The 26,597-nt window shown below is 38.9% G+C and carries 24 protein-coding genes and 2 pseudogenes; 20 read left to right on the forward strand and 6 right to left on the reverse strand.

Features of this window, described 5'->3' with window-relative positions; translation table 11 throughout:
* The first annotated feature begins 140 nt into the window (after window positions 1-140).
* Window positions 141-323, forward strand: a complete 183-nt coding sequence (locus COE25_RS21930) for a hypothetical protein (protein WP_088087974.1) — start codon at window positions 141-143, stop codon at window positions 321-323.
* A gap of 176 nt (window positions 324-499) precedes the next feature.
* A pseudogene (locus COE25_RS21935) lies at window positions 500-2,037 on the forward strand (catalase); the annotation flags it as partial.
* Window positions 2,038-2,141: 104 nt separating this feature from the next.
* Here the strand turns inward: COE25_RS21935 and COE25_RS21940 are convergent.
* Window positions 2,142-2,816 carry a Dph6-related ATP pyrophosphatase gene (locus COE25_RS21940; protein WP_098934134.1) on the reverse strand — a complete coding sequence of 225 codons (675 nt, stop codon included), beginning with the start codon at window positions 2,814-2,816 and terminating at the stop codon, window positions 2,142-2,144.
* A 271-nt stretch (window positions 2,817-3,087) separates the two neighbouring features.
* Here COE25_RS21940 and COE25_RS21945 point away from each other — a divergent pair, with 271 nt between their 5' ends.
* The 7 genes from COE25_RS21945 to COE25_RS21975 all read left to right on the forward strand — a co-directional run bounded on the left by COE25_RS21945 (window position 3,088) and on the right by COE25_RS21975 (window position 11,012).
* Window positions 3,088-4,467 (forward strand): sigma-54 interaction domain-containing protein, encoded by a 1,380-nt coding sequence (locus COE25_RS21945; RefSeq protein ID WP_257208921.1) that lies wholly within the window; start codon window positions 3,088-3,090, stop codon window positions 4,465-4,467.
* Window positions 4,468-4,774: 307 nt separating this feature from the next.
* Complete coding sequence (locus COE25_RS21950) at window positions 4,775-5,884, forward strand: iron-containing alcohol dehydrogenase family protein (protein ID WP_098934135.1); 1,110 nt, start codon at window positions 4,775-4,777, stop codon at window positions 5,882-5,884.
* 120 nt (window positions 5,885-6,004) lie between these two features.
* Window positions 6,005-6,997: an ABC transporter substrate-binding protein gene (locus COE25_RS21955; protein WP_088087969.1), complete on the forward strand. Its 993-nt coding sequence runs from the start codon at window positions 6,005-6,007 to the stop codon at window positions 6,995-6,997.
* Between the two features lie 125 nt (window positions 6,998-7,122).
* A complete protein-coding gene (locus COE25_RS21960) occupies window positions 7,123-7,920 on the forward strand; it encodes an ABC transporter permease (protein WP_098934136.1) in 798 nt (265 codons plus the stop codon).
* Window positions 7,921-8,778, forward strand: coding sequence for an ABC transporter ATP-binding protein (locus COE25_RS21965; protein WP_088087967.1), 858 nt, complete (start codon window positions 7,921-7,923; stop codon window positions 8,776-8,778). It abuts the gene before it with no gap.
* 78 nt (window positions 8,779-8,856) lie between these two features.
* Entirely contained in the window at window positions 8,857-10,179 is a 1,323-nt protein-coding gene (locus COE25_RS21970; RefSeq protein WP_098934137.1) for an aspartate aminotransferase family protein, read from the forward strand.
* Between the two features lie 233 nt (window positions 10,180-10,412).
* Window positions 10,413-11,012 (forward strand): class I SAM-dependent methyltransferase, encoded by a 600-nt coding sequence (locus COE25_RS21975; protein WP_180247568.1) that lies wholly within the window; start codon window positions 10,413-10,415, stop codon window positions 11,010-11,012.
* A 125-nt stretch (window positions 11,013-11,137) separates the two neighbouring features.
* Here COE25_RS21975 and COE25_RS21980 read toward each other — a convergent pair whose 3' ends face one another.
* Complete coding sequence (locus COE25_RS21980) at window positions 11,138-11,431, reverse strand: hypothetical protein (RefSeq protein WP_098934138.1); 294 nt, start codon at window positions 11,429-11,431, stop codon at window positions 11,138-11,140.
* A 207-nt stretch (window positions 11,432-11,638) separates the two neighbouring features.
* Here COE25_RS21980 and COE25_RS21985 point away from each other — a divergent pair, with 207 nt between their 5' ends.
* Window positions 11,639-12,142: a hypothetical protein gene (locus tag COE25_RS21985; RefSeq protein ID WP_098934139.1), complete on the forward strand. Its 504-nt coding sequence runs from the start codon at window positions 11,639-11,641 to the stop codon at window positions 12,140-12,142.
* Window positions 12,143-12,211: 69 nt separating this feature from the next.
* Here the strand turns inward: COE25_RS21985 and COE25_RS21990 are convergent, their stop codons facing one another.
* A complete protein-coding gene (locus COE25_RS21990) occupies window positions 12,212-12,724 on the reverse strand; it encodes a CBO0543 family protein (protein ID WP_088087963.1) in 513 nt (170 codons plus the stop codon).
* A 215-nt stretch (window positions 12,725-12,939) separates the two neighbouring features.
* On the opposite strand from COE25_RS21990, the gene COE25_RS21995 reads away from it, so the two are divergent.
* From COE25_RS21995 to COE25_RS22020, 7 genes and pseudogenes are all read left to right on the forward strand, one after another.
* On the forward strand, window positions 12,940-13,662 hold the full coding sequence (locus COE25_RS21995) for a DUF2161 domain-containing phosphodiesterase (RefSeq protein WP_098934140.1): 723 nt from the start codon (window positions 12,940-12,942) through the stop codon (window positions 13,660-13,662).
* Window positions 13,663-13,801: 139 nt separating this feature from the next.
* On the forward strand, window positions 13,802-13,975 hold the full coding sequence (locus COE25_RS30970; RefSeq protein ID WP_168244294.1) for a hypothetical protein: 174 nt from the start codon (window positions 13,802-13,804) through the stop codon (window positions 13,973-13,975).
* Window positions 13,976-14,257: 282 nt separating this feature from the next.
* A complete protein-coding gene (locus COE25_RS22000) occupies window positions 14,258-16,441 on the forward strand; it encodes a malate synthase G (protein WP_098934299.1) in 2,184 nt (727 codons plus the stop codon).
* 128 nt (window positions 16,442-16,569) lie between these two features.
* On the forward strand, window positions 16,570-17,280 hold the full coding sequence (gene deoD / locus COE25_RS22005; protein ID WP_098934300.1) for a purine-nucleoside phosphorylase: 711 nt from the start codon (window positions 16,570-16,572) through the stop codon (window positions 17,278-17,280).
* A 75-nt stretch (window positions 17,281-17,355) separates the two neighbouring features.
* Entirely contained in the window at window positions 17,356-19,296 is a 1,941-nt protein-coding gene (locus COE25_RS22010; protein WP_098934141.1) for an FUSC family protein, read from the forward strand.
* A 98-nt stretch (window positions 19,297-19,394) separates the two neighbouring features.
* Window positions 19,395-19,853 (forward strand): annotated as a pseudogene (locus COE25_RS22015) (isocitrate/isopropylmalate family dehydrogenase); the annotation flags it as partial.
* Window positions 19,854-19,956: 103 nt separating this feature from the next.
* The gene (locus COE25_RS22020; protein WP_098934142.1) at window positions 19,957-20,517 is read left to right on the forward strand and encodes a hypothetical protein; all 561 of its coding nucleotides are present in this window, start codon (window positions 19,957-19,959) and stop codon (window positions 20,515-20,517) included.
* A 142-nt stretch (window positions 20,518-20,659) separates the two neighbouring features.
* On the opposite strand, the gene COE25_RS22025 is transcribed toward COE25_RS22020, so the two are convergent.
* Entirely contained in the window at window positions 20,660-22,255 is a 1,596-nt protein-coding gene (locus COE25_RS22025; protein WP_098934143.1) for an acetolactate synthase large subunit, read from the reverse strand.
* A gap of 182 nt (window positions 22,256-22,437) precedes the next feature.
* Here COE25_RS22025 and COE25_RS22030 point away from each other — a divergent pair, with 182 nt between their 5' ends.
* Window positions 22,438-23,076, forward strand: a complete 639-nt coding sequence (locus COE25_RS22030) for a hypothetical protein (RefSeq protein ID WP_098934144.1) — start codon at window positions 22,438-22,440, stop codon at window positions 23,074-23,076.
* Between the two features lie 248 nt (window positions 23,077-23,324).
* On the forward strand, window positions 23,325-23,897 hold the full coding sequence (locus tag COE25_RS22035; protein ID WP_098934145.1) for a DUF2062 domain-containing protein: 573 nt from the start codon (window positions 23,325-23,327) through the stop codon (window positions 23,895-23,897).
* Here the strand turns inward: COE25_RS22035 and COE25_RS22040 are convergent.
* Both COE25_RS22040 and COE25_RS22045 read right to left on the reverse strand, forming a co-directional pair.
* The gene (locus COE25_RS22040; RefSeq protein WP_098934146.1) at window positions 23,894-24,730 is read right to left on the reverse strand and encodes an SDR family oxidoreductase; all 837 of its coding nucleotides are present in this window, start codon (window positions 24,728-24,730) and stop codon (window positions 23,894-23,896) included. The two genes, COE25_RS22035 and COE25_RS22040, sit on opposite strands and share 4 nt — an antisense overlap.
* A gap of 119 nt (window positions 24,731-24,849) precedes the next feature.
* Entirely contained in the window at window positions 24,850-25,044 is a 195-nt protein-coding gene (locus COE25_RS22045; RefSeq protein WP_088087953.1) for an alpha/beta-type small acid-soluble spore protein, read from the reverse strand.
* A 390-nt stretch (window positions 25,045-25,434) separates the two neighbouring features.
* Here COE25_RS22045 and COE25_RS22050 point away from each other — a divergent pair, with 390 nt between their 5' ends.
* On the forward strand, window positions 25,435-26,553 hold the full coding sequence (locus COE25_RS22050; RefSeq protein WP_088087952.1) for an NAD(P)/FAD-dependent oxidoreductase: 1,119 nt from the start codon (window positions 25,435-25,437) through the stop codon (window positions 26,551-26,553).
* Window positions 26,554-26,597: the final 44 nt, after the last annotated feature.

The raw sequence follows: 26,597 nt of genomic DNA on the forward strand, positions 1-26,597 counted from the left end.
TTAAGTGAATCCCTTTACTAGGGATTTTTTTTTAGGAAAATTAAGTGATTTTTTTCAAAATTATCTTTCGTCCCTCTAAAGTTTCTATTTATTAGATAGTTAAAAACAAAGGGGGAGTTTTTTGGAATTCTGTTTCGATTATGACAATGTTGGCTCTAGCTATTCTATTTTTAATGACGGTGAAAGTAGCGATGATCGGTTCGATCGTTACAATCGTTTTTGCGATTGTAATGGGTTTCATCGTAGCTAAACTTCTTTTACGTGGAGTATCGACTACGATTTCTTCGACTAAAACAACAAAGAATAGGGACACCATTTTATAGATTAGTGGATGAAGCTTATAGCATCGAATTAGGGAGAAAAGCAGTTAAAGACTGGTTTTCTCCTTTTTTTGGTTCTGGAAATTTCTGCATATCCCGTTTGCATCTGGAAATACTTACTAAGGTGATAAAAGGAGGATGGTAATATGGAAAATCAAGTCAATCGCGAGAATGAAGGTTCTAAAGAAATACTGACAAATCGACAGGGACACCCCATAACAGATAACCAAAATGTTCGGACCGTTGGAAACCGCGGACCTATGACGTTAGAGAATTATGACTTCTTAGAAAAAATTAGCCATTTTGACCGCGAAAAAATTCCAGAACGTGTTGTTCATGCGCGGGGGGGCTGGTGCTCACGGATATTTTGAGTCTTATGGAACCATTAATGGAGAACCCATTTCGAAGTATACCAGGGCAAAGGTGTTTACGAACACTGATAAACAAACACCTGTATTTGTCCGTTTTTCGTCAGTCGTACACGGCGGTCATTCACCAGAAACGTTACGTGACCCAAGAGGGTTCGCGATTAAGTTTTATACAGAGGATGGAAACTGGGATTTAGTAGGAAACAATTTAAAGATATTCTTTATTAGAGACCCATTAAAATTCCCTGATATGGTGCACTCGTTTAAGCCTAGTCCGGTCACAAACCTGTCGGATCCGGAGAGGATGTTTGATTTCTTATGTCAAACCCCAGAATCTATGCATATGGTGACATTCGTATTCTCACCATGGGGGATTCCTGCCAACTACCGGCAAATGCAAGGATCAGGTGTTCATGCTTATAAATGGGTGAATGAAGAAGGTAAGGGTGTTCTCGTAAAATATCATTGGGAGCCAAAACAGGGGATAAAAAATCTTTCTCAACAAGAGGCAGATGAAATTCAAAGTATGAATTATAGTCATGCCACTCAAGACTTATATGAAGCCATTGAAAAAGGAGGAAATCCAGAATGGGAACTTTATGTTCAAATCATGGAAGATGGTGAGCATCCCGAATTGGATTTCGATCCACTCGACCCAACGAAGCTATGGTATAAAGAAGATTTCCCATGGCAATAAGGTTGGGAGAATGGTATTAAATAAAAATCCGGAAAATTACTTTGCTGAAGTGGAACAAGTTGCATTTGGAACAGGTGTCCTCGTGGATGGCCTGGATTTCTCAGATGATAAATTATTACAGGGTCGAACATATTCATACTCTGATACCCAGCGGTACCGGGTGGGAACTAATTACTTGCAGCTGCCAATAAATCGCCCAAAAACTCATGTTGCGACAAACCAAGATGGCGGTCAAATGGATTATAGACAGGATTTCGGTAAGTTAAAAAATCCGCATGTAAATTATGAACCATCCCTTATTGGTGGATTAAAAGAAGTAAACAACCCTGGTAAAGAACATCAGCCGTATGTAGAAGGAAACCTAGTGAGGGAAAGAATCTCGCGCGAAAATAATTTTGGTCAAGCAGGTGAAACCTATCGGCGATTCAATGATTGGGAGAAGAATGAATTAATTTCCAACCTCTCGGGAGCACTTGCTGCTTGTCGAAAAGAAATTCAAGACCGAATGGTGGATATGTTGACACAATGCGATCCCGATTACGGAAAGAGAATTGCAGAAGGAATAAAAATGGCTGGAAAAACTGCAGATTCAAAAATGCAACAAGCAGTGAAACAAGCAGAGGAAATGGGACAACCTTCGGACCCATATTAAAAAATAAAAATGGGCGGAATGAGAAAATGAAGGCGGGGGTAGTCACCACCGCCTGTAATTTTCAATAATCACAACTCCAGAACTAATTTATTGTCTTAATAAGATTACTCAATAAGTCGATAACTCTTAAATTCAAGTTTCTTTGTGGTTTCCAGCTGGATTAATTCTCCATGTTCCAATTGAATCCTCTTTGAAAATAGTGGTCCATCATATACAAAGGTATGATATTCACCGGATTCTCCCATTGGACAAATAGTAGTCTGTTGAACATCGTGTAGGAACGATTCATCTATGATTCTACCAAGCCACGTGTCATCTAATACATCTTCCCGTACACGGATCACGATTGCTTCATAGCCAGAATGGACAAACTTATCCAATGATTGTAAAGAAGCTTCCTTTTTCATCCATAGTGGATACAGGGCATCGACATCTGCAGCGATAGCGACTTTTTCTCCCCATTCCCTGTGTTCATCTAAATATAGATCTCCGTAGGCTATTCCCGTTACATTAAATTGATTTTTCAAGGAAAGCACTTCTTCAACAAATTGACTTGTATAGGTTTCGTATGTACATTCGATAAAATGAACAGGAAGGTCTAAAGCCTCGCCTTGTAGTTTAATCATTTCCGTCCGCTCTCCATGGCCGAATGTTCGCCCAAGTTCTTTTGGAACAGTTGTAACCAAGCAAACAACCTCAAATCCCTGCGAAATTAGAGTATCCAAGGCCATGCAACAATCCTTTCCGCCACTCCAAGATAAAGCGATTTGTTTTTTCAAAATTCCCCATCTCCCCATTAATCACATTTTCATTGTTTGTAATAATGATATTTTATCATAAAGATAAACATACTGTTTTCGGTAATGAACATCCATGGTAAAAGATTGTGTGATACTTGTTTGCTTTATACAATTTTAAATAATTTATTCAAAAAAGTATAAAAATTATCAATCATCTGATATAACTGAATTATTAAGAAGTTTTACTCGTTTATTATTCATAAATGAATAAATTTTTAATTGATTGGAATTCGAGAAGGGAGGGTTATTTGTGAAAGATGAAATAAAAGTTTGGAATGAAAATGAAGCCATTCTTCATTCATTGCAAGACGATATTTTAGTGACCGATACAGATGGCATTATTTTGAAGGTTAGTGAAGCAACCGAAGGTATTTATAATATGAAGACAAATGAAATGATCGGTCGATCCGTTTATGAACTTGAAAAAGAAGGAATTTTTACACCGATTTTGACGCCGTTGGTCATTAAAGAAAAAAAGAAAATTACCCTTGTCCAAACAACTAATAATGGCGATAAGTTACTGGTTACGGGGATTCCTGTATTCGATGCTAACAAAACGCTCGTCCGAATTGTCAGTTATTCACATGATGTAACAGAGTTACTTAACATGAAAAAATACTTAATTGACATCGAAGACGAAATGGAACGAGTAAAAAGTGAGCTTGAATTGCTGAGAAATCTTCAGTTTGATTCTGATGGGATGATAGCAACCAGTATAGAAATGAAGAAAGTCCTCCAACTCGCATTACAAGTAGCTGAAATCGATGTCAATGTGTTACTGCTGGGGGAAACAGGAGTGGGAAAATCACATATTGCTAAATTTATTCACAAGAAGAGTTCTAGGAAGAACGGACCTTTTATCGAGGTGAACTGTGGGGCCATACCCGAATCCCTTTTTGAGGCAGAGTTTTTTGGTTATGAATCAGGTGCATTTACAGGTGCAAATTCAAAAGGGAAGGTAGGGTTAGCGGAACTTGCTGAAGGTGGGACATTATTTTTAGATGAAATTGGTGAGTTGTCATTAGTAGATCAAGTGAAAATCCTCAAATTTATTCAGGAAAAGCAATTTTATCGTGTCGGTGGAACAAGGCTTCGAACCGTTGATTTCCGTATCCTAGCCGCGACAAATAAAAACTTAGAGAATGCAGTAGAAGAAAAAACATTTAGACATGACCTCTATTTTCGCTTAAATGTGGTACCCATCACCATACCGCCATTAAGGAAGCGGTCAACTGATATTATTCCGTTGATTGAGTACTTTTTAGCGTTTTTTTCAAAAAAGTACAGCCGGGAGCGCAGCCTTGATGAGGGTGTTATCCATCTGTTGTTAACACAAGAGTGGAAGGGAAATGTGCGGGAATTAATCAATTTAATTGAAAGACTGGTAGTCACCTCACCTAAACAGCTGATTGAAATAGAAAACTTACCTAATCAATTTCGAAAGCCTTTTCCTGATGTGACGTCAGTTGAAGAAACCAATCGCTCCTTGAATGAAATTCTTGAAAGCGTTGAAAAGCAAGTGTTATTAAAAGCTAGAAAACAATACAAAACAACGATTAACATGGCTAAAGCATTAGGAATCAGTCAACCATCTGTTTTTAGAAAACTCAGAAAATACGAAATAGAATAAAGAGTGGCACGAAACTTGCACTATATTTTAGTATGGAGTGGACCAACCAAGGGAGATTTCTTAGCAAGGCTATTCCTTATAAGGAGGGCGATACGAAGGGGAAGCAGTTCTTTATTGCTTATATTTATACAGAAATAATAAACGTAAATATTCTCAAATAACATTGTAAGTGTATTTTTATTTCAATTTGTGTATATTCAATTGATAATAGAATATTAGGAAAATATATTGACATAAAATAGACAAATATTTATATTTAAAGAATATTATTCATTTTTAAATAACTTTAGTGGAGAAGAGGTGGATTATGAAAGTAACAGTAGGACCAGCTCAATATATTAGAAATAAGGGTTTATTAGAAGCAGCGGGAACTTACATAAAAAACTTCGGAAACTCTGCCGCCCTTATTGGAGGCCATACAAGTAAAGAAATTGTAGAAGTTTCATTACGCAAGAGTTTGTCAGAGCATGGGGTTTTATTGAAGCATTCCCTGTGGTATGGGGGAGAATCTTCCGAATCGAATATCGATAGATTAGTAGCCGATTTAAGAGATGAAAAGATCGATGTCCTCATCGTGGCAGGTGGTGGTAAAGCAATTGATACGGTGAAAGCCGTTGCTTACCAGCTTAACAAACCTTTAGTTGCCATCCCAACAATCGCAGCAACCTGTGCCGCTGCCACACCGATTACCATTCTTTACAGCAATGAAGGTGAATTTATCGGGATTGAACGAAAGTCAAAAGCTCCTGATTTAGTCTTGGTAGATTCGGAAATTATCATGGAGGCGCCCGTTCGTTTTTTAATAGCAGGTATTGGCGATACATTGGCTAAATATTTCGAAACGAAATCCTCTGTGAAAAAAGCAACACCAACAGCCTTAAATCAGACGGCCATTGCGATAGCAGGTCAGGTGTACCAAACGTTGCTTCAAATAGGGAAAGAGTCTGTTAATGCTGTAAGAACACAGACAGTGACAAAAGAATTCGAAAATGTGATAGATACCGTTATTTTAGTCAGTGGCAGTGTAAGTGGGTACGGCGGGGATGATTGCCGGACAGCTGGAGCACATGCCATCTATTCCGGATTAACAATTTTCCCTGAAGTGCACCACACCTATCATGGTGAAATTGTTGCCTTTGGTATTCTTGCGCAGTTGTGTATGGAGAATACCAGCGATGAAGAACTGAAAACGTTAATAAGTTATTACCAGGAAGTAGGACTTCCATTTACTTTACAGCAAATGGGGATAACAAATTTATCAGATAGTCAGTGGAGAAGGCTTGGTGACATTACCGTTACTATTGAAGATATGGCGAATATGCCATTTGAAGTCACACCAAAAATGGTGATTGAAGCTGTCCGCCGAGCAGATGAAATAGGAAATGGGATGTTAACTACTGGTGTTTCTGCACAGTAATTGTTCTTTATTCGTAGGCAGTCCATCAAAAAAGAGCAACAGGGTTGAAAAAAATTGATTCTATGAAGCTAGCTACACGAAAGAGAGATAATTTTTTAATCAAGCAAGGGGGAATTTAGGATGAAAAAATGGTTATTAGTTGTTTGCTCGTTGATGTTGTTATTCGCGTTAGCGGCATGTGGAAAAAAGGACGCGGCAAGTACTGCAGAAAATGGGAAGTCGTCTGAACCTTTGAGAGTGACATTGCCGACATGGACAGGATATGGCCCATTATTTTTAGCAAAGGAAAAGGGCTTTTTCAAAAAGAATGGTATTGATGTGGATCTTTCCATTGTTGAAGGATTAGGTGAACGTAAACAAGCGTTAGCAAGCGGGAAAATTGACGGGATGGCAACAGCATTAGATGTACAAGTTTCATTAGCAGCCTCTGAAATCCCAGTTCAAGTTGTTTGGTTATTGGATGATTCATACGGTGGAGATGGCATCCTTGTAAAAAAAGGAATTAATAGTGTGAAAGATTTAAAAGGGAAACAAGTAGCATTTGAAGTTGGTTCTACAAGCCATATGCTAGCACTACAAGCCTTAAAACAAGGCGGGTTAACTGAAAAAGATGTGCAAGTTGTCCAAATGTCTGCAGGTGATGCTGGTGCTGCTTTTGCAGCTGGCAAAGTGGATGCTGCCGTAACATGGGAGCCTTGGTTATCAAAAGGAGCACAAGCTAACGGTAAGGTATTGTTAACAACCAAAGATCTATCAGGAATTATTGTTGATACTGTCAGCTTTAAAGAAGATGTCATCAAAAATCGTCCGAAAGATGTGGAAGCTTTTGTAAAAGCTATGGGCGAAGCAATGACTTACTGGAAAGAACATGAAAAAGAAGCCAACGAAATTATGGCGAAAGGTTTAAAAATTGATCTAAAAGAATTTGAAGGAACGGTAACTGGTTTGAAATTCTTTTCAAAAGAGGATAACGTAAAACTATTTGGTACAGAAAGCGCAAAAGGCTCCATTTATCAATCAACAGAAAATGCGATTTCGTTTTACAAGGATCAAAAACTACTTAAAACAGAGCCAAAAGTAGAAGATGTTATCAATCCAACTTTCCAAAAGTAAGAAATTTACTTGCTAAATTATTTTTGGATTCACTTTGGTCAGCCTGACTCATGAGTTGTTCTTTTATCCCTCATCAGTTAGGCTTTTTTTCAAAATAAAACGCATAAGAAAATAGGTGAGAAAAAATGATAGCAAAATTGTTTACTCCTAATAAGGAAATTCCAAAAATGTTTTATACCTCGGCTGGATTCTTAACATTTATTATTTTTCTATTGATTTGGTCTGTACTTAGTTACGGGCAGTTTGTTAATCCTTTATTCCTACCAACTCCATCTGCTGTATTAGCCACAGCCGTTGATATGTTTATAAATGGTGAGATTCTTTCTGATATTGGAATCAGTTTTACAAGGGTTCTTTTTGGGTTTCTAGCTGCTGCCATTATTGGCATACCTCTAGGGATCTTAATGGGATCGCTGCGGATTATGGAGGGAGCTTTTGAACCGATCATCGGCTTCATTCGCTATATGCCAGCATCCGCCTTCATTCCCTTACTTATTCTTTGGATTGGACTTGGAGAGACCGAAAAAATGAGTGTCATTTTCTTAGGAACGTTTTTCCAGCTGACACTAATGATTATGGACGTAACCAAAAATGTTCAAAATGATTTAGTCGATGTTTCCTACACATTAGGGGCAAAGAAGGTACAGGTGTTCACAAAGGTAATTCTGCCTGCTTCATTACCGGGTATTGTTGATACACTTCGGATCACATTCGGATGGGCTTGGACATATTTAGTGGTCGCAGAAATTGTCGGTGCCTCTAGTGGTTTAGGATATATGATCATGCAGGCATCACGTTTTCTTCAGCCAGATAAAATCATCGTAGGAATCTTGATTATTGGTTTACTAGGGCTGATTACAGATATTCTTTTTAAAGCCATATACAAGGCTTCGTTTTCTTGGATGAGAAAGGATGGTTTTTAGATGGTCACACCTAGTTTAAAAGTTAAAGAGGTCGAAAAAATAGCGGAACCAAAACGTAGAGAATCGATTGTTTCGATAACAGGAACACCAAAGTTAGAAATCAAAGAGGTAGGAAAAGTCTTTAAAACTAAAAGCGGGGAAACAACCGCATTAGAAAAAACCTCCTTTTCGATTGAGGAAGGGGAATTTGTCACCATTTTAGGACCTTCAGGTTGTGGCAAATCCACCGTGTTACGGATTGTCGCAGGTTTAGAAGATGCAACGTCAGGAAAAGTTCTTCTTGATGGGCAGGAAATCAATGGACCTGGACCTGATCGAGGTATGGTGTTTCAATCATACACTTTATTTCCATGGTTATCTGTCAAAGAGAATATTACCTTTGGACTAAAGCTAAAGGGTGTTTCTCAAAAAGAAAGAGACGATATTGCAAGACACTACTTGCAATTAATCGGTTTAGAAGGATTTGAATCGCATTTCCCGATTCAATTATCAGGTGGGATGAAACAACGTGTTGCGATTGCACGGGCGCTGGCAAACGATCCGAAAATATTATTAATGGATGAGCCGTTTGGAGCATTGGATGCCCAAACTAGAAACATTATGCAAGAAGTGCTCTTGAAAGCATGGGAAGAGTCCAAAAAGACGATTCTATTTATTACGCATGATGTCGATGAATCGATCTTTTTAGCAGATTCCGTTTATGTGATGACTGCAAGACCAGGTCGTTTAAAGAAAAAGATCCCTATAACACTAGAGAGACCTAGAGATTTTAGTGTAAAAGCTACACTCGAGTTTGCCGAATACAAAGAAGACTTATTGTCGCTGATTCGAGATGAAAGTTTAAAATCGATTAAATAACTCACGTCACTAAACTGATAATAATAGAAGAAACCCGTAATTTCGAGAGAAAAGGATTACGAATATGGAGGTCAAAGTATGGAGAACAAATGGGGTCACCTCGTGAAAAATATGCCAAATCGACTTGCACCTAGTATGGCGAAGGACCATCCAAATCTACCAGTTGTGAAAGAGGAAGGCTGCTATTACTTTGGAGTGGATGGAAAGAAATATCTTGATTTTACATCCGGGATAGCTGTTACAAATGTTGGGCATCGTCATCCAAAGGTGGTGCAAGCTATTAAAGATGCAGCAGATGGATTGATGCATGGTCCTTCTGGCGTGATTATGTATGAGTCGATTTTACGTTTAGCCGATGAACTGGCCAATATTTTACCTGGAGACCTTGATTGCTTTTTCTTTGCCAATAGTGGAACGGAAGCAATCGAAGGCGCTCTTAAACTAGCAAAATATGTGACGAAACGACCTTATGTCATTTCCTTTACAGGTTGTTTCCATGGCCGTTCGTTAGGGGCATTAAGTGTTACTACATCGAAAAGCAAGTACCGGAAATTTATCCAACCGTCTGGACTTACCTATCAAATTCCCTATGCGAATGTAAAAGAATGCCCAGAAGGTCTAGACCCTGAAGCATATGTTATCGAAAAATTAGAAAAAGATTTCGCCTCTTTATTTAGTCATCAAGTAACACCGGAAGAAGTAGCTTGTGTGATTTTAGAGCCTGTTCTTGGTGAAGGTGGATATATTGTTCCACCGAAGGGCTGGTTGAAAAAGGTTCGCGAAATTTGTGATCGACATAATATTTTGCTTATTTTTGATGAAGTTCAAACTGGATTTGGCCGCACGGGTCAATGGTTCGCCGCACAAACATTTGACGTTACCCCGGATATTATGGCAATTGCCAAAGGAATTGCCAACGGTCTTCCGCTTAGCGCCACCGTTTCTTCCAGTGAATTAATGAAACAATGGCCACTCGGTAGTCACGGGACAACGTTTGGGGGTAATCCAATTGCTTGTTCCGTTGGACTGGCTACATTAGAAGTAATGAAAGAGGAAAACCTTCTCGAAAATACTAGGAATATGGGGAGCTATGCCGTTCAGCAGTTAGAAAAAATCAAGGAACGACACCCTGTTATTGGGAGCATCCGTGCTGTGGGCTTAATGATTGGTATTGAAATCATTGAACCTGTTACAGGTGGACCGAATGGTGAAGGATTGTTAAAAATTCTTGACCTCGCGCTTGAAAAAGGTGTTTTATTCTATCTGTGCGGAAATCATGGAGAAGTCATTCGCATGATCCCACCGTTAATTGTCACTAAGGAACAAATTGATGAAGGGCTGCAAATGCTTGATGAAGCATTATTGGAGTATGAAGCGACATTGATGCAGCCAGTAAAATAATAATCAGCAAACAGAATGAAAAGCGTTGAGATTTTTTCTCATCGCTTTTTATTTTGTCTCGTAAGCAAAATAGTTTATTATAAATATATTATGTAAACTAATGTATTTTTAAGAAGAGAAAATTGTACAAGGATATTAGCTGAATAATGATATACTGTTATTTATTTAGTAGCAATCTTACCGGGCATTGGGTGTCATATTCCTTTGTGGTTACTTGTTTGGAGTTGAAAGTTTTGAGTCGTTTATTTGCAAATTGGTATGATTTTTTTATGAATCCGTTGGAGAAAAAGAAGTTTAAGAGGATTCGGAAAGAGCTACTTTCTAAGGCAACAGGAAGTGTCCTAGAATTAGGATCTGGTACAGGAATTAATTTTCCTTTATATGAATCCTCAGAAAAAGTGACTGCGATTGAACCGAGTCTACATATGATTGAGAGGTCTTTATCGAAACATAAGCAATCACTAGTCCCAATCGAAATTGTTCAGGCAAGTGCAGAAAAGCTGCCTTTTGCTGCGGATACTTTTGATACTATAGTGGCAACACTTGTATTTTGTACGATACCAAATCCGGAAAAAGCCATTTTAGAGTTGAAACGAGTATGTAAGCCTGAAGGGAAAATTCTTGTATTTGAGCATGTTAAGATGCAAAATCGTTTTTTAGCTTCACTCCAGGACTGGCTAACTCCAACTTGGAAAAAAATCTGTGATGGCTGCTGTTTAAATAGGAATACCTTAGACTTACTAAAGGCTCATGATATCTCAATAATAAAGGTGCAAAAATATTATCGTGATTTATTTGTTCTTGCTGAAGCCAAAAATAATAAGAAAGCATAGTTTTTTCAAGAGTCTCCATATCGGAAGGCTGGCTCTAAGGTTGTCTAAAAACAACATTGTTGAGTCAGCCATTCCCTTTTTCTTATCTTTTATTGAATTTTCGCTCCTGGGTCAACCCCCAAAATTTAATCCTTGATTTCCACATTCCCATTGTCATCAATTTCGATGGTTGTATAGCTTTTGAAGACGTCCATGTTGGTGATTTCATGTTGAACGACGCTGGCAAAGCTCTCCATGTAAGGCTTGTACATCTCAGGGTCTTTGACGAGATGATAAAAATTCACTCTTTTTCCATCTTTCATATCCGTCATCCTTAGTAAAAATCGGTCGCCAAATTGCCCTTTAAACCAACCTCTTGCTTCCTCATGACTATTGAATTTAGGCATTTGGTTAGGATCAATTGTAAGATCTTGATTCATTTCCTCGTTCACCCCTTTCCAATATATTGCCTCTTCTAATATTCCCCATTGGCATAAAAATTATTGTGTATTAAATGTTTAAATAAAAATTCAACTGTCACTTCATTTATATGGTAAATTTAAAGAGTGAGAATCAATATTACCGCTATAAATTAGGCATAGTTTCTATTAACTAATAGATGAAACAAATGTATGGAGGAAAGGTTTATGGTAGTTGTAAAATCAGTCACAATCGATGGAGAGAGTATCTTTGTATTTAGAAACGCGGTCTACATCTTTGAATCGAGTTCGGGTATTACCTTAGAATTAAATCTGATTGTCAGTGAGGTTGTTGTTAAAAAATACAAAAACGTGGAAAACCTAATAGTTGAGATAGAATTTGAAGATGGTAGAATCATAAATTCCATTATGCATGTAAAAATTCTGAGTGGCGGCTTGCCACAACTTAATTTATTCTGCGAGCTCGATGATATCCAAGAATATCAAGATTTTGATCGGGTAAACGAAAATGATTCTTGGTTTCCGAATATAGAAGATGGCATTACTATAGAAGAAATAAGAAAAGTGGAAATGCCAAATGAGGATGTTGGTTTAAAACTTAATTTGCCAATTGACCAGGTCGAGTGGTTAAAAAAACAAAAAAAGAAAAGCTTAAATGAAATTTTTCAAAAATTGATCTATGAATTTTGGGAAAAACAAGAATCGAAATGATTTTGATGTAGTCGGTACACTTCCGTCTGATAGAGGACAGACGGAAGTGTGCTGAAAGCCGTTATAAAATTACTTCATTTTGACAAGGGAAACATCAAAAACTAAACATAGAAAAATAGCAAAGATTGCTGAAAAGATAAGGGCGAGGATAGGTCTTTTAAAATGGATTCGAATGATTAAGAACATAACAATTACGAATAATAGGGACCATAATAAATTCCAATGATGGTGGTAGGTAATAGATCCGCCATTCACCGCTACATATTCCAAAATAATATAGGCGCATGTAAAAAAGGCAATGTAAAGAGATTGAGAGAGGACGCCTTTTCTAAAAGGATATTTAGAAAGGTAAACCCATGTCGAGAGGGGCATTCCAATTAAAGTTAATAACAAAATCGGAATCATAGCAAACTGTACCCCATTTGGTTCCATTTGCCAAAGTTGATATTTATAACAAAGGAGTTCATATAATGCCTCTCCGAGGGAAGCAAAAAGCATCGTAGGATAATAGGCCTTCCAATTTCGATCAGCGAACTTGGAGGCAACAATTATCCAAATAACCGAATAGATGATGGCAATCATGAGGTACACTCCTAGAAGTTAATAAATACTATATTTCCCAAAAATAGATATACCATCCGGTGAGTAATAATAAAATTTTTAAATTCAGTTATAAATTCTACAAATCATATAAAGAATTAAGTTCTTTCATCGGTGAAACATCCTTTTCCAAAAAGAAAAAATGGGTTACATTTGTAAGTATGATTCTAAAGGTTGGCATTGGGTGGTGATACCGTTTGACGGAAACAAAAAAGCTGCAAGAGATAGATTTATATAAACCCATTCAGACTTATTTTTTACGTGAAGGGTATGAGGTTTACGGGGAAGTGAAGGACTGCGATATTGTTGCAGTGAAAGATGAAGAGTTAGTTGTCATTGAATTAAAACTCACCTTAAGTGTGGATTTACTAATACAGGCGTCCAAACGGCAGCGGATTACGGATAAGGTTTATGTGGCGATACCGAAACCGAAGCATCGTTTAAATTCTAAACGGTGGACAGAAAAATGCCATTTAATTCGCAGGCTGGAGCTGGGATTGATTGTTGTTTCGAGCCCAGGAAAACGGGGAAGGGCAGAAATTATTTTCGAGCCCATTTCATTTATTCGCCGCAAAAACAAACGCAAGCGAGATTCTATTATGAAGGAAATTAACGGCCGTAGTGCGGACTATAATGTGGGCGGCAGTAATCGAACCAAGATTATGACAGCTTATAAAGAAAATTGCATCCAAATTGCGTGTTACCTAGAAAATTTGGGTCCATTATCCCCGAAAAAATTAAATCAATTGGGGTCTGGAAAAAATACTTCCTCGGTCCTTACTAAAAACTATTATGGTTGGTTTGAAAGGATCAAACGAGGTATCTATGTAATTACTGAGAAGGGGAAAGAAGAAATCAAGGAATATCCAGAGTTAGTAAATTATTATATAACTAGTTTAGGCGACGAGAAAGTTACCTAAGCTATTAAAGGCTGTCCGAATTTCACGGAACAGCCTTTTTTTAATTGAATAATCACTTTTGCTCACCAAGTTTTAATTTCTCTGCAATTTGTAAAGACTGTTAAGCATAGGGCGATAAAGATAGGAAGGAGACATATTTATGAATAAACCTTTTGAATACCAGGAAATCTTCTATAACGAAGTCATCTATTTTTTAGAAACGAAATGGAAGCGTCGATTAAGTGATCATGAGAGGCATGTATTGATTGAAGGATATCGATTTGGCAGAATGGTTGAGGCTGAAAATGAAATCAAAATCCTTTCGGCTAAGTAAATATAAATTTTTAAAGTGAAATAGAATTCTGGCAGCATCTGACGGTAATTTCTGCTGCCATCATTCTTATTTTTAACGGATGTTGAAGGAAAAGATAATCTTGCATACTGCAAGGTTTTCTCATTTCAATTATTGTATAATAAAGGAAGCGCTTCATTATTTTTTGCGGAGAGGAGAAAATGGGGAAAGGTTTAATAAGATTCTTATTTTTTCATTTTGAAGAGAATCACAGATTAATAGGTGGATGTAAAAGTTTAAGCTACATAAGGAGGAAATTGAATGATGTCAAACTATGTAATAATAGGTAATCTTCAAGTAGCGGATGTACTTTATCAGTTTATTAACGAGGACGCTATACCTGGAACTGGCTTGGACCGCGAAAAGTTCTGGGCTGATTTCGAGACACTCTTTGCTGATTTGACACCGAAAAATAATCAGCTATTAGCTCGAAGGGATGACATTCAACATCAAATCAATGCATGGCACCGAATAAATAAATCCTTCCACTTTGAAAATTATAAATCATTTTTAAAGGAAATTGGCTATTTAGAGTCTGAGGCAGCAGACTTTCAAATTACTACTGAAAATGTCGATGAGGAAGTAGCCTTAAAAGCAGGACCGCAGCTTGTCGTTCCTGTTGATAATGCCCGCTATGCCTTAAACGCAGCTAACGCCCGGTGGGGAAGCCTTTACGATGCATTATACGGAACGGATGCAATAAGTGAGGTCGGCGGAGCCCAGCGAAATGCTGGCTATAATCCAGTTCGAGGCGAAAAAGTAATTGCTTTTGCAAGGGAGTTTCTTGATCAAGCCATACCACTGAACCAATTTTCCCATAAGGAAGCTGTTAAATATTCGATTGTGAATGGTAGATTAGCAGTTTTACTACGCAACGGCTCAACCAAAGGGCTTTCAGATGAAAGCAAACTATTCGGGTATCAGGGAAATCCAGAAGAACCTTCCTCCATTTTGTTTAAAAATAATGGTCTCTATTTTGAAATCCAAGTCGACCGCAGCCATTCAATTGGCAAAACAGACCTGGCAGGTGTTAAAGATATTTTCATAGAGTCGGCATTAACCACGATTATGGACTGTGAAGATTCAGTTGCAGCCGTTGATGCAGAGGATAAGGTGCTTGTTTATTCAAATTGGCTCGGATTGATGAAGGGGGACTTGACTACTGCTTTAACTAAGAATGGAAAGACGATCACGCGATCTCTCCAGCCAGATCGACAATATATATCCCCATCAGGTGAAGAATTCGCCTTAAAAGGGCGATCGCTTATGTTTGTCCGTATTGTCGGCCATTTAATGAAGAGTCATGCCATTCTTGATAAGGATGGTAACGAGGTACCAGAAGGGTTAATGGATACGGTCCTTACCAGTTTAATTGCCAAGCATTCTCTTTTAGCGAATGGAAAATATCAAAACTCGTCTAAGGGATCGATCTATATCGTAAAGCCGAAAATGCATGGACCCGAAGAAGCGGCGTTTGCCAACGAAACGTTTAATCGTGTGGAAGACATGCTTGCTCTTGAACGGAATACGCTAAAGATTGGTGTGATGGACGAAGAGCGCCGGACGTCTTTGAATCTGAAGAATTGTATTCGTGAAGTAAAAGATCGAATTGTCTTTATTAATACTGGTTTCTTGGACCGGACCGGGGATGAGATCCATACTTCAATGGATATAGGAGCAGTTATCCGCAAAAACGAAATGAAGTTTTCAACTTGGCTGCAAAGCTATGAAAAATCCAATGTTTTTATCGGACTCGCCACTGGACTAAAAGGCCGGGCGCAGATTGGTAAAGGAATGTGGGCGATGCCGGACCTGATGGCTGAAATGATCAAGCAAAAAATCGGCCACCTACAAGCGGGCGGGACGACTGCATGGGTTCCTTCACCAACTGCTGCAACCCTGCATGCCCTTCATTATCATCAGTTAGATGTTTCAAAGGTGCAGGATGAGTTAGCAAAGGATATTCAGGATTTAAGAGATCAGATTTTAACGATTCCTGCTGCCGAAAATACCAACTGGTCCGCTGAGGAAATTCAGCAGGAGCTTGATAACAATGCTCAGGGCATTCTTGGCTATGTCGTTCGTTGGGTAGAAATGGGCGTTGGCTGTTCGAAAGTACCAGATATTAATCATGTGGGATTGATGGAGGACCGTGCCACGCTAAGGATTTCTAGCCAACATATCGCTAACTGGCTGCACCATGGTATTTGTACGAAGGAACAGGTTCTAGAAACATTAAAACGGATGGCGAAAGTAGTGGACCGTCAAAATGAAGGTGACCCGGCCTATCGCCCGATGGCTGTAGATTATGATCAATCTGTTGCATTTCAAGCAGCGTGCGACTTAGTATTTAAAGGCTATGATCAGCCAAACGGCTACACTGAGCCGATTTTGCATCGTCGCCGTATTGAAGCTAAAGCTAAATGGAGAGTCGAGCACCACAATTAATAATGCCAAAATCACAAGCAACTACATGGTTACAGATGTAGTTGCTTTTTTTGATGAATGAAACTGTCACCATAAGGAAAAATACCTTAGATACATTACCTTTAAAGGAGTGAATAGGAATGAGTAATATGAAACAGAAGGAAACGCCGCATATAAAGCCAAATGGGGTAGAAATTGCAGAAACGATTCTTTTACCAGGTGATCCATTACGAGCAAAATTTATTGCTGAAACCTATTTAGAAAACTCGGTACAATTTAATTCTGTCCGCAACATGTTTGGGTTTACAGGAACCTATCAAGGGAAGAAAGTCTCAGTTATGGGCACAGGTATGGGGATGCCCAGTATGAGTCTTTATTCATGGGAGCTGATTCATGTATTTGGTGTAAAAAATTTAATTCGGATCGGTACTTGTGGTGCCATCCAAGATCATATGAATTTGTATGATATTGTATTGGCGATGGGGGCTTCGACCGATTCTCGCTATGTTCATCAATACAACCTTCCTGGAGAGTTTTCCAATATTGCTTCGTTTAGTTTGTTGGAAAAAGCGAAGAGAGGTGCCGATCAAAAAGGTCTTCCGGTTCATGTAGGAAATGTTCTAACCAGCGATATTTTTTATAATGCGGATCCCACTGCTATCGAAAAGTGGCGGAAAATGGGTATTCTATCTGTGGAAATGGAGACGGCAGGACTTTATATGAATGCAGCATATGCCGGGGTTAACGCGCTTACGATTTTGACGGTAAGTGACCACATTATTAGGAATGAACAAACCACACCGGAAGAAAGACAAATAGCTTTTACTAATATGATGGAAATCGCCCTTGGACTAGCCTGAATATAAGGAGATCACTCGGCAAGGAAGGAATTCATTATTCATGTGAATTACTAATGTTGGAAAGAAGCGATCAAGATGGAAGAAAGCCACAAAGCTGGAGCCTCTAAATCTAAATTCCTAACTATTTTAAAGCAATCGATGGCAGTGAATAAGAAGCCATTTCCCTGGATAAAGGCATTTTGTGCAGGTGTTGCTGCAGCACTCCCTGTTATTATTGGATTATTATTTGGTAATTTAGAATATGGATTGTTAGCCGGGATGGGGGGCTTTACCTATCTCTATGTATTTAATATCCCCTATGCTCAGCGGGCAAAAAAGCTAGTTTTTGTCATTCTTGGCATGTGTTTGGTCTCAGTATTAGGGACACTATCTGCTCCATATCCGCTTGCTATCGCCATTTTAATGGGAATCATTGGAGCGGCTGCTATTTTTATTTTTGGTGCATTACGAATAACGGGACCTTCTGCCATCTTTTTTGTGTTGGTTTTTTCGATGACTACAGGGATGCCAATCCAACCAGAGCTTGCCCAGTTACGCGCCGCTCTTGTCTTTCTTGGTGGAACCCTATCGTGGATGATTGCCATGTTTGGCTGGTTCTTCAATCCACATGGCCCAGAAACAGGGGTCGTCCAAAGAGTTTATTTGGAATTGGCTGCGTTTCTCGATTCCGTTGGTACAAATAATTTTTCTGTTTCGAGACACCGAGTTATGTCCGTTTTGAAAGAAGCAGAAGAAACATTGGCAGCAGGGTATATCCCTTGGAGAGCAACGGATCTCTTTAATCGTTTATACGTATTAAACGATCATGCCAATCAAATATTTTTGTATGTCCTTGAAAATTTTTCAGATAGTTATTCCAACTTCCCACCAGAATTGGGTCAAACTATCCGGGAAATGGCTCATTCACTAGACCATAAGATAAAGGGAAAAAGTTTTTCAAAAAAAATTCTTCAGCCCTCAGTGATGGATGAAAAGGTGGCTCAATTATTTACAATCGTTTATGATGCGGATGCAATCATGAATGAACCAACATCTAAAATAAATCAAACGATTCGAATTTCCAAACCTTCCTTTAAGACTATTTTTTTGGGTGCCTTTGATAAACACTCGATTGTTTTCATCACGGCGATTCGATTCGGCGTTATTACGACCATTGCTGCGATTATTGCCTTTCAGTTTGCATTTGTACGGTCCTATTGGGTCCCTTTATCCTGTGTAGCTGTTTTGTCAGGCTCTACCATTGTTGCGACCTATCATCGTGCCATTCAAAGAGGATTGGGTACCATCATTGGTATTTTAATTGCTAGTTTCATTCTTGCTATGCACCCAGATGGTTACATTATTGCTTTTTTCGTTTTACTATTGACGTTTATTACGGAACTTTTTATTGTAAAGAATTATGGATTGGCTGCCCTATTTTTTACACCGAATGCATTATTAATGGCAGAAAGCACGAGTCAGCGAAGTTTTAGCTTTTCCTATTTTGCCTCGGCCAGATTAATCGATGTGTTGATCGGAATTAGTATTGGTCTCATCGGTGTATGGTTAGTAGGGAGGCGGTCAGCCTCTAGTCGACTGCCTCATTTAATCACCAAAACCATCCGAAGTCAGGCTCAATTTTTGATCATCCTCTTTTCAGATCAAGGAGAAGGTTTTATTGCTTCGGAGAGTAGAGAATTAAGAAAAATGCGTACGAATATTATTAATTTAAATACGCTTTATACTACAGCTGCAGGCGAGATTCCGGTTAATCAAAAAGCAGTGGAATACTACTGGCCGATAATTTTTTCGATCGAGCATTTAGGATATTTACTAGAAAATTGTTCAAAAACCGAAAAACGTCCAATTCTATCAGATGAAACACTTTCCCAATTGCTTTATATATGTGAAACGATGGCCAATGCCACCGCTCGAAAACGTTCGCCTTCTTTAAAAACTGTACCTTACATCGAAGCATTTCCTAGCATTCAAAGTGAAATTATCAGCCTGCAAAAGTCGCTTCAAATGGAAGGTTGAGTTTCTGTAAAAGTAAAAGAAGGGCCAAGAGCGATGTGTCCAATCGGTGACTAAAACAAAAATTTATTTCATATTTCTGTGTATTTTTATATTCTATTTTTAAAGACGTATCAAAGGATTATCCAAATGTTGATACAGATTCGCAGCACATTGATGCCTTGGCAGCCATCTTTGTTACCCATCCCGATAAATTCGATGTGATAGTGGCAAGTAATCTTTTTGGCGATATATTAACCGATTTAGGGGCGGCAATTATGGGAAGTATCGGGGTTGCGCCAGCCGCCAATATTAATGTAAATGGAAAATATCCTTCGATGTTTGAACCGGTTCATGGGTCTGCACCTGATATTATTGGGAAAGGCATCGCAAATCCGCTTGGTCAAATTTGGACGGCCAAAATGATGTTAGATCATTTTGGAGAAGAGGAACTTGGGATTTTAATATTAGATGCTATTGAAAAAGTCACCAATGAGGGCATCTTAACACCGGACCTTGGAGGAAGTTATTCAACAGAAGAAGTAACAGAAGAGATTAATAGGAAGTTAATAATAAACTAATATATTATCGTTTCAATTTCTTATTTAAATTACGCATCGGTTCCATCACCAATAAATAATAATATATTGTATGAAAAGAAACGCAAAGACCGAGGTGGAACCGATGTATTTGTTCAAATCAATTTCGGATGATATTCATTCAGCGCAATTAGTCTTCAAACAAAATTCTAAAACAAAACGCCTTGTTCTAGCTGCACTATTTGCTAGCTTTGCAGCTGTTCTCCAGGCAGCAGGTGGTTTTTTACCTGGAATAGGCTATTTCATCAGCCCTTTTGCGACCGCACCTATTCTATTCTGTTCGATCCTCTCCCTTCCACTTGGCGCCATGTCTTATTTCCTTACCAATCTATTGCTATTAATCCTTCAACCTAGTGAATTAATTATCTTCCCATTTACAACTGGTTTGTTAGGGCTGGGGACCGGAATCGCTTTCTATTTTCTCAAGAAAAGAATAAGCATCGTTGCTTTTGGGGCTACTTTTTTAACTATTGGAATAATCAACCTTTTATATGTTTTCAAATTTCCAGTCCTGGGTCCAACTGTTTCTGGTTCTTTTTCCATCCTAACAACAGGCAGTATTTTATTATTTTCTTTTTTTTATAACTGGATTTGGGTTGTTATTGGGTTAACATTTTTAAAAAGGTTTAAAAAGTTTTTAACCTAGTAACCCTCCAAATCACACCTGTGTTCGGAGCAGCCCCTATATTTGTTCCCGATTTTTTCTAGTCGTTCCATCGTATCCACCCTGGAATAAGCCTTTCTATCTACTTATTCAGATAGGAGTAGTTCATATTCCAGGCTAGGGGTCAATTTTGCAAAGCAACGTCGATTACAACGATGTCCTCTAGGGGCTGCAGCTCCTCTTTGAGGATGTTTTCAAATTCACCAAGGGTGCTGGCTCTTATTCCTTTAATACCGAAGCTAGCGGCTAAATTAACATAATCCGGGTTCTGGAAGGTGACTCCGTAGTTTTCTCCAAACATTTTGTTCATTTGCTGAACCTCAAGTTTTAACATTGAGTCATTTAAAATAATAATGAGGAAAGAGAGTCCTAGACGTTTGGCCGTCTCTAATTCTGCAAAATTCATGAGCGCGCCGCCATCACCAGTAATACAAATAACGTCGTCATCGGGACAAGCCAGTTTTGCTCCGATGGCACCAGGTATGGCAATTCCCATTGAAGCTAGACCGTTTGAGATGATTAACTGGTTTGGCATTTGGGGCTGATAGGTACGGGCGATTGAAACCTTATGGGAACCGACATCAGAAATCACAATTGTGTTCTCTGAAGTAAGCCTTTCAATACAATGGAGAACATTCTCAATTGTATAGGGCAGTGTGCTGGGGTCTGGCTGAGCTTGGTCGATTTGATAAGCAGTCTTTATTTGTTCTTTCAGTTCCCCAGAAGGTGCCCAGGATTTAGTTGGGAGCTCTGATTGATTAAGCATTTGGAGTGTCGTCTTAATGTTCCCGATCAATTCAACCTCGACAGGGTAATATTCATTTATTTCGGCAGGTAAAGTATCGATATGTAGAACCGGAAGTTTCTTTTGATTCCAGTCTTTCGGCAGTTTTTCAACAAAGTCGAAGCCGATAACAATCAGTAAATCTGCTTCCTCCATGCCTGGTAAAACTTCATCGTTTTCATTAAATCCAAACGTAAAGAAATTCAGCGGGTGTTCCTTCGGAAGCACACCTTTTGCCATAAAACTGTGGCTAACAGGAGATTGAATGGTATTGATAAAGGTCAGCAACTCAGGGTATGCCTCCTGCCTGATTACTCCGTTTCCAATGATAATAAAGGGTTTTAGTTGTTTTTTAATAAGCTGGGTTGCTGCTACGAGTGCCTCATTAACTGGGACACTTTCAGGCAAAGATGTTACTGGAAAAGGCTTCCCAGGAATCATTTGAGTGGAAAAGTTCTCCGGTAACGTAATAGCGACCGAACCCGGTTTCTCCATTTTTGCCACTCTGAATGCTTTTCGAATAATCGCGGGGACAGTCTGGGACTCCTTGATTTGAGTGCTCCACTTTGTTGTCGGCTCAAACAATTTAGCTATATCTATATATTGATGTGATTCATTATGGTGACGTTCCACACCAGCTTGTCCAATTAATGCCACCACGGGTGAATGATCGAGCTGAGCACTGGCAATACCAGTCAATAAATTTGTTGCTCCTGGACCCAGCGTCGATAAACAAACGCCGACTTTTTTTGATAGTCTACCATAAACATCGGCCATAAAAGCGGCCCCTTGCTCATGCCTGACATTCACATACTGAATTTGTGTTGATTTTGATAATGAATCAGCAAGATCAAGTGTCTCCGTGCCGACGATCCCAAACACATATTCCACACCTTCGTTTTCTAAACAATGAACAAGTGCATCTGTTACTTTCATCTGATCCTCCAAAAAACCTTGATTTTTATCTTATGTTTTCTATGGTTACCGCTGATAGGATTTTTTAACCTCCCGCTAAAAATAGATGATTGGAAAATTGCCTAAAGAAAGAAGCAGCAGACGTTAGGTTATGGTAGTGTTACAATGAGAAGAAAATAATGGAAGTAAATAGGTGATAAATAATGAATGAAAAACAACATTATGTCTGGTATGCAAGTTATGGTTCCAATATTAATGCCGACCGATTCTTATGTTATATAAAAGGTGGTCAACCTGAGGGATCCGCCCAAATTGAGATAGGATGTAAAGATCCTTCCCTTCCAATAGACGAGTCAACCTTCACCATAGACCTGCCCCTTTACTTCGCCAAAGAAGCGGCTAGATGGGAATCTCAAGGAGTAGCCTTTATTGGATTGAACCAAGACAAAGGAAACCATACCTATAGTAAGAAATATCTAATTACGGGCGAACAGTTTCTAGATGTCGTCAAACAAGAAAATAATGGACTAAATTTTGAGATTGATTTACATGAGGTTAAACAGAAGGGTTCAAAAGTATTCCACCGCCATTCCTGGTATGGAAATATACTGTATTTGGGAGATGAAAATGGCTTTCCCATTTACACCTTTACAGCCCCATGGGATATTAATGAAGTCGAGTGGAAGAAGCCTTCCACTGCCTATTTAAAAACCATTATTAAGGGATTATCAAAAAATTATTCAAATGAAGAAATCGTTGCTTATTTTCAAAGCAAACCTGGCATTAAGGATCAATTCGCTGATCATGAATTGGCACTTCTGTTAAAAGGCCGTGAAGGGTGATTTTTTCTTACCTTTTCACGGCTTATTTTTATCAAGTAAGGAATAATAAGAACATTCATTTAAATGTCCTAACGATTAGGAGAGGAAAATTTATCCTTGGTAAATTGTGACCTCGCTTACAGTTCACAATTTAGACCTTAATTATTCTATTTTTAGTGTTATGATAATGGTAATGGTACTAACGAATTGAAACCTCGAATTACTTGGAAGCTGTGGATGAAAATCTGTAAAAAAAAGGAAGTGTTCCTATGAACTTAAAACATAAAAAGCATAATATTTTTCAACGAATTGGACGAGCTTTTAAGTTGAATTTTATCAAACTGTTACGTTCTCCCGGAGGAGCGAAAAAAGTTTCCTTGGGATTTGCGATTGGTTTTGGTTTGGAAATGGTCGTTCTATCGTCTGCATCCCTTATTTATATTGTGTTTTTACCGATGGTTCGGATAGCTAAAGGTTCATTGCCTGCAGCAATCATCGGAAATGTCATTGGAAAACTATCCTTTCTTCCTGTTCTTCTTTTACCTTTTGCCAAGAAAATTGGTAAACTAATCTATCCATTTAACGGGCAAATCGGGCATAAGACACCATTTTCGTTTGAACAATTATTGCAAGGTGATTTCCGTGGCGTAGTCAGTCTTCTTCATGGCGGAGTCCATGTGTTAATTGGAATGACTATTTTTGGGATCATCCTTGGTGTCATCTCGTATTTCTTTGTTCATTATTTTTACGAAAAAGAAAAAACGAAAAGACTTACGAGAATTCGTGATAAACAAGCATCTCGAAAAAATCCTCTTGTTATCATCGATGCTGCTAATAACTAAGGTTTTAGCTTCTTTAAGATGATTGATTCTACAAGCTTCCACGGCAGGAAGTTTTTAATGGCAAGCATATTTCTTACACCAGCCCCGATTGGATACCGGAGGTCGGGTGATTTCGATTGCGAAGCAATTTGTGCAGCCAGTTTGGCTACATCGATTGGATTGCCATGGCCGGCTTTTCCACCTTCAATTTCATTTAGTAAGCTCTCAATATAGGCTGAGTAGGGTGATTCAGCATTGACCTCCATCCCATTAACACTTGCCCAAATATTGGTTGAAAAAGATCCAGGCTCAATTAGTGATACATCAATCCCAAATGGTTTCAGCTCCAGTCGTAAACTTTCGCTATAGCCCTCAAGCGCGTGCTTGGATGCGACATATGCAGACAATCCGGGGAATCCAAATTTTCCGCTGATACTGCTCATATTAATAATCCTGCCCTGTTTCTTTGCCCGCATCAATGGAAGGACTGCCTGGGTTACGGCGATCAATCCGAAAAAGTTGGTTTCAAATTGAAGCCGATAATCCTCGATGGAGAGCTCTTCACTAAAACCTCCAAGTGCATAACCCGCATTGTTGACTAACACATCTATAGAGGGATAATCCTCTAGTTTGCCTCGAAATAGAAGAATGGATTCCGTGGAGGTAACATCAAGTGGGAGGACATGAATGAAATTTTCTACCTGGTTTTCTTTTGCAAGTCCGAGTAAAGGCTGTGCTTTGTTTACATCTCTCATCGTTGCAAACACCGTAAATCCTTTTAATGCCAGTTCAATCACGGTTAATAATCCGAAGCCGCTAGAAGATCCTGTAACGATGGCTGTTTTTTGTGTCATGATGTTCTCCTTTCCTACCTTTTCTTCTATTTAAACTTAAAATAGAGAAGTTTGTATAGCTTAAATGGAAAAAGGCTGTCCCAAAATAATTGGGACAGCCTTTTTTGGGAAATCATCTGTTATTGATTTTGATGATTTTGAAGGGTTTGTTCAGCATAAGCGACAAGACGTTTCGTCATTTCGCCTCCGACTGAACCATTTGCTCGTGCGGTCGTATCAGCACCAAGTTGAACTCCAAACTCGTTGGCAATTTCTTCTTTCATTTGATCTAAAGCATTGTCTGCTCCAGGAACCAATAGTTTGTTTCTAGCCATGATACATCACTCCCGACGAAGTTTTTTGAGCAATGAAAAATTGCTCGTATATAATTTAACCGATTTTGTTCCATTTCATTATAAGTTGGTCCTTTTGAATCAATGAAAGATAAAATTTATTAATGCCATTAGCAGTAAATTCTTCCGCCTTTTGCTAAAATACGTTATTATGGGGAACATTACACTTATGCTTGTAAACATTATTTAATAAAGCGAGTGATGTAGGATATGATAGAATTCCCCAAAAATCTTTATTGTGAAAAGTGCGGTAAAGAAACAGAGCACATGGTACGCGAGGATGCTCTAGAAATTGAATACATTTGTACAGAATGTATGAATGAACAAGAAATCATTAAGTCCTTTTTTTAAAAAGTGCGGAAAAGGTGTAATATGCAGAAGATCGTGGTTATTGGAGCAGGAATTCTCGGGGCCTCAACAGCGTATCACCTTGCCCAATTAGGGGCAGAGGTGACATTAGTGGATCGTATGGATCCCGGGCAGGCAACTGATGCCGCAGCGGGGATTGTTTGTCCATGGCTTTCACAGCGGCGAAACAAAGCATGGTATCAGTTAGCAAAAGGAGGAGCTCGTTACTATCCAGAATTAATTGCTCAATTGGAAGCAGATGGCGAGAAAGAAACGGGCTATCAACGGGTAGGGGCAATTAGTCTTCATACAGAAATGAGTAAACTCGAACAAATGGCTGAGCGAGCACTGAAACGAAGGGACGATGCACCCGAAATTGGGGAGATTACCATTCTTTCACCTGCTGAAACAAAGCGGCTTTTCCCGCCGTTATCTGAGGAGTATGGATCTGTTCATGTTAGTGGAGGAGCACGGGTAAATGGAAGAGCATTACGTGAGTCATTAATCCGTGCCTCGATCAAGCATGGAGTTACTTTCCGTAACGGGAATGCCTCCCTAGCAATGCAGGGAAACAAAGTGGTTGGCATTATACTTGATGATTCAACATTTTTAGCAGATCAGGTCATTGTTACGGCAGGGGCATGGTCTAAAGAGCTTTTACAGCCATTAGGAGTTCATTTTTTAGTCAAACCACAAAAGGCACAAATCATCCACCTTGAGTTGCCTGAAACAGATACGAGCCGATGGCCGGTTGTTATTCCACCCCAAAACCATTACATTCTTACCTTTGAAAATGGCCAAGTCGTCGTCGGCTCGACTCATGAAAATGATGCCGGATTTGACAATCGTGTAACGGCAGGAGGAATCCATGAAATATTAAGCAAAGCCCTAGAAGTAGCACCTGGATTAGCTGCTGGTACGTATCTTGAAACAAGAGTCGGTTTTCGGCCGTTCACCCCTGGCTTTTTGCCTGTGATTGGGGCTTTACCTGATTGTGAAGGAATCTATTTAGCCAATGGATTAGGTGCTTCAGGATTAACGAGTGGACCGTATCTCGGCGTGGAACTAGCAAAACTTGTTTTAGGAAAACAAACAGAGATTGACCTGAGTTGCTATGAATTAGCCCTGGCACTTGATGTGTAATAAAAAGAGCACCCACTTGGGTGCTGATACTCCAGTTTATCTAA

This window comes from Bacillus sp. AFS031507 (assembly GCF_002584635.1).
GTDB lineage: Bacteria > Bacillota > Bacilli > Bacillales > Cytobacillaceae > Neobacillus.